Source organism: Thermococcus sp. (assembly GCF_026991495.1).
In the GTDB taxonomy this organism is placed as follows: domain Archaea; phylum Methanobacteriota_B; class Thermococci; order Thermococcales; family Thermococcaceae; genus Thermococcus.
Map to the genome: position 1 here is coordinate 1 of NZ_JALXBJ010000008.1, position 8,518 is coordinate 8,518.

The 8,518-nt window shown below is 55.9% G+C and carries 9 protein-coding genes; 5 read left to right on the forward strand and 4 right to left on the reverse strand.

What is annotated here, in order from left to right; all coding sequences use genetic code 11:
* The 3 genes from MVB78_RS00535 to twy1 all read right to left on the reverse strand — a co-directional run.
* A partial coding sequence (locus MVB78_RS00535) for a cell division protein FtsZ (protein WP_297486661.1) occupies window positions 1-904 on the reverse strand: 904 nt, incomplete at its 3' end.
* 12 nt (window positions 905-916) lie between these two features.
* Window positions 917-3,148: a prenyltransferase/squalene oxidase repeat-containing protein gene (locus MVB78_RS00540; protein ID WP_297486662.1), complete on the reverse strand. Its 2,232-nt coding sequence runs from the start codon at window positions 3,146-3,148 to the stop codon at window positions 917-919.
* A 49-nt stretch (window positions 3,149-3,197) separates the two neighbouring features.
* The gene (gene twy1, locus MVB78_RS00545; protein ID WP_297486681.1) at window positions 3,198-4,205 is read right to left on the reverse strand and encodes a 4-demethylwyosine synthase TYW1; all 1,008 of its coding nucleotides are present in this window, start codon (window positions 4,203-4,205) and stop codon (window positions 3,198-3,200) included.
* A 146-nt stretch (window positions 4,206-4,351) separates the two neighbouring features.
* Between twy1 and MVB78_RS00550 the strand changes: the two genes are divergently transcribed.
* Complete coding sequence (locus MVB78_RS00550) at window positions 4,352-4,984, forward strand: phosphatidate cytidylyltransferase (RefSeq protein ID WP_297486665.1); 633 nt, start codon at window positions 4,352-4,354, stop codon at window positions 4,982-4,984.
* Here MVB78_RS00550 and MVB78_RS00555 read toward each other — a convergent pair.
* Window positions 4,925-5,785: a radical SAM protein gene (locus MVB78_RS00555; RefSeq protein WP_297486668.1), complete on the reverse strand. Its 861-nt coding sequence runs from the start codon at window positions 5,783-5,785 to the stop codon at window positions 4,925-4,927. The genes MVB78_RS00550 and MVB78_RS00555 overlap by 60 nt on opposite strands.
* Before the next feature lie 37 nt (window positions 5,786-5,822).
* Between MVB78_RS00555 and MVB78_RS00560 the strand changes: the two genes are divergently transcribed.
* From MVB78_RS00560 to MVB78_RS00575, 4 genes are all read left to right on the forward strand, one after another.
* Window positions 5,823-6,470 carry a M48 family metallopeptidase gene (locus tag MVB78_RS00560; RefSeq protein WP_297486671.1) on the forward strand — a complete coding sequence of 216 codons (648 nt, stop codon included), beginning with the start codon at window positions 5,823-5,825 and terminating at the stop codon, window positions 6,468-6,470.
* On the forward strand, window positions 6,457-6,861 hold the full coding sequence (locus MVB78_RS00565; protein WP_297486673.1) for an NfeD family protein: 405 nt from the start codon (window positions 6,457-6,459) through the stop codon (window positions 6,859-6,861). The genes MVB78_RS00560 and MVB78_RS00565 overlap by 14 nt, the downstream gene beginning before the upstream one ends.
* A 31-nt stretch (window positions 6,862-6,892) precedes the next feature.
* On the forward strand, window positions 6,893-7,330 hold the full coding sequence (locus tag MVB78_RS00570) for a CoA-binding protein (protein WP_297486676.1): 438 nt from the start codon (window positions 6,893-6,895) through the stop codon (window positions 7,328-7,330).
* Window positions 7,331-7,736: 406 nt separating this feature from the next.
* Window positions 7,737-8,518 (forward strand): glycosyltransferase family 2 protein (locus MVB78_RS00575; RefSeq protein WP_297486678.1); only part of this gene is annotated, 782 nt, incomplete at its 3' end.

Below are 8,518 nucleotides of genomic sequence, written 5' to 3' on the forward strand. Positions count from 1 at the left end.
GGGTTCTCGAATCCGGATAGAACCCCCTGAATATCTGCTTACCCTTTATCCTGCCGGTTAGCTCGTCGAGGGCCTCGAATATCTCCTTGGCCTTCAGAACCTCCGGCGGCCCGTGGATCGCAACGAGGCCGTAGAGGGCTGACTCAACCTTCGCCTCAAGGTAAAGGCCCTCGCTCTCGAACGACCGCTCTATGAGCCTTGAGAGGCTCCTGACCTGGTCTGCCCTCGCCTTCGCGTATCCGACCGTCGCAAAGCTCCCAAAGGCCTTCAGAACGAACTTCAGGTCGCTTGCATCGAGAGTCTGCTCCCCGGGGATGTCTATGAGGGCGAGCAGTGAGCCTATCCTCTCGACTATCGTGTAGTTTATCTTCTCATAGGCTCTCGCTATGTCCTCATCGCTCTCCTTCAGCTTGTTGTTGTCTATGGCTATTATAGAATCGGCGACCTTGGAGAGCTTGTCTATCGTTATGGCCGCGTTGATTGTGGGCCTTATGCCCTCCTCCTTCAGCGGCAGGGCCCCAACGGCCACGACCAGCGCCTCCGGGTACTCCTCCTTAAGCGCGGCGGCTAAGACCGGCGTTCCACCAGCCCCTGTTCCGCCGCCGAAGCCGAAGGTCAGGAAAAAGATGTCAACGTCCTCGTAGCCGACCATCGAGGAGACCTTCCTCATGACGAGGGGAAGATCCCTTTTCATCGCTTCCCTGCCGAGCACGGGGTTTGCGTTCACCCCCTTGCCGCCTGTCAGGCTCTCGCCTATGAGTATCCTCCTCTCGGCCGGGATGTGCTTCAGGTAGTCGAGATCACCCCGCGAGGTGTTCACGGCGATTGCCTCAAAATCAACGAGGGAAAAGAGGTCGGCTATCTTCGTCCCGCACTGCCCGACCCCGATTATTATAGCCCTCACGACATCTCCCCCTCAGCCTATTGTCCGCGCCCTGACCTCGTCGAGCTGTACTTTTCCATCGCCGTTGAGATCGGTGAAGGTTACCGCAACGGCCTTGCCCTGCATGTACTTCACGTACCCTATCTTAAAGATAAGCCTCGCCACGTCAGATGCCCCGCTGTAGAGGACGAAGAGCACAAAACCCCTGGATGTCCTTCCAGGGATGAGGAGCACGGTACTGCCGGCGGGATAGGTGGAGTTGTTGACCCTCACGGAGACCCCTCTCAGACCCACAGTTATGTAGCGGTTGTACCTGCTCACGTTTACCTCAGTGAAGCCGGCTAAAACAACGTAGTTTCCCGAGGTGAGGTTCCCGAGAGGCTGGACGTCAAAGTGGAAGCCGAAGTCCCTCCTGAGGTAGTTCAGGATCGCCGTTGCATCGTCGAGCTTTCCGGCCCCGTAGGCCACCGTGAAGAACCTGCTCTCCATCGCCGCCCTGACGTCAGAGAGATCCGCAGAGGGCATCCTCCTGAGCTTCTGAAGATAGATGACCGCAGAGGAGAGCTCTATCGTATCGTTAACGACTTCAGGGAGCATCTTCTGGACGAGGGAAAGGGTTTCGTCGGTGTAGTCCTTACCGAAGTCGAGGAGGAGCAGGGTTGCGGAGACCGTCAGGTCAAGCCTCGGCTTTCCCACGTGGACTTTATCGTCCATCCCCTTGTACTCCCTCATGTAGGGCCAGCCGCCGTCAACCCTCTGGTCTATCAGCCACGAGATGTGGGGTTCGAGCTGGCTCCCGCTCGCTATCGGTTTGAGGGCCCAGAGGACGGTCAGGGTGTCGAGCACGTTCATGTCGAGCATGTAGCCGTAGAGCTTCCCCTCAGCGTAGAGGCCCCAACCGGTTGAGCTTATTGAGAGCAGCCAATCCTTGGCGGCCTGAACGTCCGGATCGGTTTTGGGAACACCTAAGGAGAGGAGCAGGTCAACTGCCATCGCGGTCTCCGCTGGCTGTGGACCGAGGCCCTTTACACCCCATCTTCCCCTCTCAAGCTCAAGGGAGCGCACAACCGAGACCGCGTGCTCCACCTCGTCACGCGAGAGGGCATTGAAGTGGAGCAGGGTTTTAAGGGCGTAGTAGTAAGCCACCGTCAGCCTCCCAGTCGAGATGGCCTCCTTCTCGTCCATTGGGAGCCTGGACTTCGTCCAGTTCACCCCCCTTTCAACGACCGCGGGGGCCGGGTAGCATGACTCTACGGCCAGGAGCGCGTAATAGGTGGCCTTCTCATTTGAGGGCCCTCCCCTGAAGATTCCCCAGCCGCCATCGGGGTTCTGGGCCGAGATTATCTCACTGCAGGGGGCGGTGTTTATGTTCCTCCGGTGTATGGGGGGCACGAGCCTGGAAACCGCGAGGAGGGCGTAAGCCGTTGGGGTTACGGTGTCCGTTATCGAGATCGGGTACTTGGGCGTGTCCGCCCAGAAGACCATACTGCCACCGACGTGCTTCATCTCATCCAGCTTCGCGAACTGGGCGACGACCTCGAAGGTGGGCTGGGAGTACAGCGTAAGCGCGTAGGTCAGGATCGCCCTCTGCTCCACGCTCAGGTTGGGGGACTTCAGATCGCTCACCAGCTCTTCCATCTCCTCCTTGGAGGGGGTTACGTTGAGCGCGTGCATGGCTATCAGCTTGAGGGCTAAGGCGCTCTCCCCGTCGATGTGCTTAGGCAGGTCGCCGAGCCTCCCGATGATGGAGGAGTAGTTCCTGAGGCCATTCTCCCCGAGCGCCCAGAGGGAGAGCACCGTTGGGTAGAACATCGGCACGGTTTCGGGCACGTAACCCCAGCCGTCCGCCGTGGCAGACGAGGTCAGGAAGGCTATCCCCCTCTCCCTCGCCTCCTCAACCTTGAAGTAGTCCGCCGTGCCCTCGAAGAAGGGCAGGGCCCTTTTGAGCGCTATCAGGGCGTAGGCGGTGTCCATTATGTTGCTGACGCTCCCCGGGAAGTAGCCCCAGCCGCCATCGGGGTTCTGGTATGAGAGCAGCTCTCTCGTGAACTCCCTAATCCTCGGCGTCAGGTCGTCCCTAACCTTTCCGTTTGCCTCCGAGAGGGCCACTATCGAGAGGCTTATGTGGTCTATCCTCCCATCGCTGTCGCCGAACTTTCTCAAGAATGCCGCGGAGCCATCGTTCACCGGAACGGCGACGGCAAACGGTGTGATGATGAACAGGGTTACGAGGATAACGCCGGTGAGTTTAAGACCCTTTCCCATTGTTGGCACCCCTAAGAGGGTAATGGGAGGGAGAATAAATAAAGTTTTCTTAGGTCAGCTTCGGAACGAACCTTCCTTTCAGTCCCCTTCCCATCGGGTCAACGTCGTCGCGCATTATGAGGACGACCCTGCTGGGCTCGTACTCGTCCTCGATGTGATAGCCCGGGAGATGCTTCACCAGCTCCTCTGCAAAGGCTTTTATCTCCTCGTGCCTGGGCATGTTGTTGATGGTCAGCCTCTGCCTCGAGAAGCCCACGAACATGTAGGCCTTTGCCTCGACGAACATCGGGTTGGCGAGCTTTATCAGTTCAGCGTAGCCCCTCGGATTGTGCATGTTCTCACCCTTAACGAGGGTCAGCCTTATCACCGTCCTCATCTGCGCTTCTCTCATCAGCCTGAGCGTCTCCTTTATCCTGTCCCAGCCATCGGGTATCATCGGGACGTTTACCCTGTTGTAGGTCTCTATGTCCGGAGCCGTGAGCGATACGTAGAGCTGGGTCGGGAGCTTGTCCTCCCTCATCATCTCCTCAAGCCTCTCGGGAACGGTTCCGTTTGTGACTATGAATGTTGTGAAACCGTGCCTGTGGAACTCCTCAACGAGGTCGCCCATGTAGGGGTAGAGCATGGGCTCGCCCGAGAGGCTTATCGCCGCGTGCCTCGGGTTCCACGCCTCCTCGAACTTCTCCTTCGGAACCTTCGGGTTGCCCTTGTAGCCAACTAAAAGCTTCCTCTGGGCTTTTATGCTCTCCTCGACGATGAAAGCCGGATCGTCCCAGGGCTGGGGCAGTTCCGTTCCTAAGAAGCTCTCCATCGGGCGCCAGCAGAATATGCAGTTGTGGGTGCACCAAGCCAAAACCGGCGTCATCTGAAGGCAGCGGTGGCTCGCTATGCCGTAGAACTTCTGCTTGTAGCAGAAGCGGCCCTTGGTAAGGCTCTCCTTCAACCAGTGGCAGAGCTTTACCCCGCTGTGCCTCCCAACGAGTTCGTAGTGCTGTTTCCTGAAGAGTCCGGCAATCTCCTCGGGCATGTTCGGGTTGGACCTCACGACTATCGCCATTAGCCTCACCTAATTCCCTCCCCTAAGGTAAAGTGAGGGACGGGTTTTAAAAATGTGATTGGCCATGGTTGTTCACCCGAGACCGAGCCCGGAAGGCCATCAGGAAGCCATAAATATGAGCTTTGCCCAGTTATAACGGTGAAATCATGGAGACGGTTCCAAGGCGGGAGCTCGTCAGAAAGCTCTGGCATGTTCTGCCGGGAATCCTCGGGGCGCCCATAATACTTTTCACGCCGAAGTGGGTAACACTCATCGTCGTCTGGTCGCTGGCCCTTCCCTACACCCTCCAGCACCTCAAGCTCCGCCGAGGCTGGGCCTTTACGGTTCCCATAGCGGATCTAAGTTACAGAACGATGGCGAGGGAGGACGAGGGGGACAACTTCCTCGGGAGCTTCCTCTTCTGGGTCACGATGGGAATCGTCTGCACGGTCTTTCCCAAGTTCATGGCCCTCTCGGCCCTCTGGGTTTCCACCTTCGGCGACTGCTTCAACGCGATAGTTGGCCAGACCGTCGGAGGGCCCAAAATCCCATGGAACGGGCGGAAGACCCTCGCCGGGAGCTCGACGATGTTTTTGGTTTCCCTTCTGGCCCTCTGGGGTTCGTACAAGGTTCTTTCCCTGGACCCCTCTTGGACGATAATCGCCGGCACGGCCTTTACGGCGACGCTCCTCGAAAGCCTTCCCCTGCAATCGGCCTACGATGAGTTCACGGTCCCCTTCTCAACGGCTTTCCTGCTCTGGCTCGTTTACGGCGGTTCCCTGCTCTCCCCCTTCTGGTGACTGAAGTTTAACGAACTCCCAGCCCCTCTGGTGGGTCTCTATTCCCTCAGCCTTCACCCCAAGCCTTTTTATCTCCTCCCTCAGCTCCCTCAGGAACTTCCGGAATTTTTCCTCGTCGGTAAGAACGGCGTAGCCCTCCGGGTATTCATCGCGGAGAAGCCTCTGGAAGTTCTTCCCTGAGGCGCGGAGGTTGAGAACCTCGAAGAAGTAATAATCGGCGAAACTTTTTGTCTCCTCGACCATTGCCCCAACGTCGCTTATCCCCGGGATTATCGGGCTGACGAAGGCGTAGGTCTTTAATCCTTCATCGTGGAGCTCTTTTAGCGCGCTCACCCTCGCCCTGTGAACCGGGGTCAGGGGTTCAAAAAGCTCCTTTTCCTTCCCGATGAAGCCGTTTATGGTAATGCCAATCTCTATCGAACGGAAGAGCTTAAAGAGGTCAACATCGCGCGTAACCAGTGGCGACCTTGTGAGAATTGAGAGCTCGTTCCTCTTGTCCATGTATTGAAGAACCCGCCGCGTGAGCTTCATCTGGGCCTCTATTGGCTGATAGGGGTCGCTAACGGTGGACATAACGACCTTTCCCTCAACGTGCTTTCTGGCCAGCTCGGGTGCGTTGATCTTCACCTCCACCCATCTTCCCCACTCACCGTAGTTCTTCCACCTTGCGATGAACTTCGCGTAGCAGTATCTGCAGGCGAAGGCACAGCCAACGTAGTGGTTCACGCTCCAGTCAACGCCGGGAATTCGTGAGCGGGCGTAGAGCCCCTTGGCCTTCTTCCCGATGACCCTAACGTTCATAAGGCCAAATTCTCAAAACTCCTTAAAAGGTGATGGGATGGACATCGAAGTCCGCCGGAGGCCCGTGAAATACGCGCGCATTGAGGTTAGGCCCGACGGAAAGGTTATCGTTACCGCCCCGAAAGGTTATGACGTTGGCTCTTTCGTCGAGCGCCACAGGGGCTGGCTTGAGGCCAAGCTCGGCGAGATAGACGGGCTAAGGGAAGTGGCAGAAAAGGGCTTTCCCATAGACGGGGAATTCTATCAGGTCATCAGGGGGAGGAGAGCGAAGGTTCACGAGAGGTTCAGGACTGTCGTCTTCTCGGCCTATCCAGACGAGACCCTAGCTGAGCTTAAAGCCTATCTCAGGCCAAAGATACTCGCGCTCCTCGGTGATTATTCTCAGAGAATGGGCGTTTCTCCCAAAAAGGTCTTCATCAGGCACCAGAGGAGCAGGTGGGGGAGTTGCTCTTCAAGGGGCAACCTCAATTTCAACGTTCGCCTCGTTTCCGTTCCGCCGGAGCTGAGGGAGTACGTCGTGGTCCACGAGCTGGCCCACCTGAAGTTTCAGGAGCATTCAAAGGCCTTCTGGGATTTTGTTGGGAGCTTTTACCCCGACTACCGCGATGCCAGAGAAGAGCTGAGGAAGTGGTGGAGCATCATAGAGCTCAACCCTTACTGGAGGTGGCTCGGTGGGGGCACTTAAGCTCCTCGCCCTGCTGGCGGATGAGGTTCTGGCAATAGCTCTCTTCCTCCTGCTCTTCCCCCAGCTCGGCCTTAGAGTTCCCCTCTGGGCAGTTCTGCTCTTACTTGTAGTTCTTCTTGCCAAAGACATCGCGGTTGCACCCTACGTTCTCAGGGGAGGCCTTGAGAGAAAGCCTGAGGTCGGCCCCGAGAGTCTAATAGGGAAGACCGCGGTTGTCCTTGAAGACCTCGATCCTGAAGGCATCGTCAAGGTTGAGGGCGAGCTCTGGCGTGCCCTCTGCCTGAACGGAAAAGCCAGTAAAGGGGATAAAGTCTTAATCGCGGGCGTTAGGGGGACTACGGCTCTCGTGGAATGCCGGGAGCTAACGAGAGATAACTCGGTAGAGATTTAAGGGTTGACTTCCATTCTCCCCGGGTGGTAGAATGGTGAGGACAACCCCCGTTGATGGGCTCAGCGATGAGGAAATCAGGGAAATCCTGACGAAGTACAGGAAGATAGCCCTCGTTGGCGCATCTCCAAAGCCGGAACGCGACTCGAACCAGGTGATGCGTTACCTCCTTGAGAAGGGCTACGAGGTCTACCCGGTGAACCCGCGCTATGGCGAAATCCTCGGGAGGAAGTGCTATCCCAGCGCCCTCGATATCCCGGACGAGGTTGAAATCGTTGACCTCTTCGTTCGCCCAGAGTTCACGATGGACTACGTGGAGCAGGCGATAAAGAAGGGCGCGAAGATCGTCTGGTTCCAGTTCGGGACGTTCAGCGAGGAGGCCTTTAGGAAGGCCAAAGAAGCCGGATTAATCGCGGCCGCTCACCGCTGCATAAAGCAGGAGCACGAGAGGCTCTTTGCCGAGGAATTTTAGCTCAGCGGGGTTTTGATTTTAATCCTCTTCAGAGATTTGGGGCAGTCTACGAAATATTTATAAATGAAATATTTTCCAGATATTGGGAGTGGGGGTAGAATAAGATGATTCGCCACGCTTCAATGCGCTTTGTCCTGTCACTTGTCGTGGCTTCATCACTTCTCGCCCTCTGCAACCATTTGTTTGATTGCGCGTGTGTAATCCCCTCTTTCATTCTGGCGTTGACTACGCTCGTATTGGGACCCCTTACATTCAGGTTTATTTCAGGGGTGATTTTAACGTTCCTTGTGAGTGCGCTGATCAGCTATCTCATCAACGTTTGGAACGCCCTTTGGATATCAATTGGCGGAGCCCTCATAGCCATTGGATTGTGGACATGGCTTCTCTGGATCGGGGTGGTTGAACGATGGAAACAGAGAAAAAGCGATTCTACCTAACGTGTTTGCTATTGGGCGTGCTCTCGGCCCATTTCATAAACCTCATTGCAGTGAGAACGCTCAATCTTATTGGGTTGCCCTTTTCCCGGCACTTCCTGTGGGTTGAGTTTTATACAATGGGTATGGCTTTTTTCATGAGCCTTAACCTAACTCTCTTTTTTGTTTATGTTTTTGAACCCCCGGATACAAACCGCCCTCCATTACCGGGAGATGATGAACTTCCCACGGTTTCCGTTGTAGTTCCGGCCTATAACGAGGAAAGGGGAATAGGCCGGGCAATTGAGTGCATACTTGAAAATGACTACCCAAAGGACAAACTTGAGGTTATAGTCGTTGACGATGGCAGCACCGATAAAACTGCTGAAATAGCATCAAGATATCCTGTGAGACTCATACGAAACAAGAAAAACCTCCGGCGGGGCGGGGCTATATATGAAGGAATAAAAAACGCGAAGGGGGATATCGTGATAACCATTGACGCCGATACCTATCCCCAGAAAGGAGCCCTGAGATACCTGTCCTCCGAATTTCAGGACGATAACGTTGGAGCTGTCTGTGGCTTTTTAATCCCAACCGAATCAAGGGGATTCTTGGGGCGACAGCAGACGGTAGAGTATCTCCTCGGGTTTGCCTACAACAAGCATCTTCGAGCAAACACAGGTTGGATGCTCATACCAAGTGGAGCCTTCAGCGCCTACAGGAGGGAACTGCTTGAGGACTCAAACCCAATAGATACTCTGGCGGAGGATTT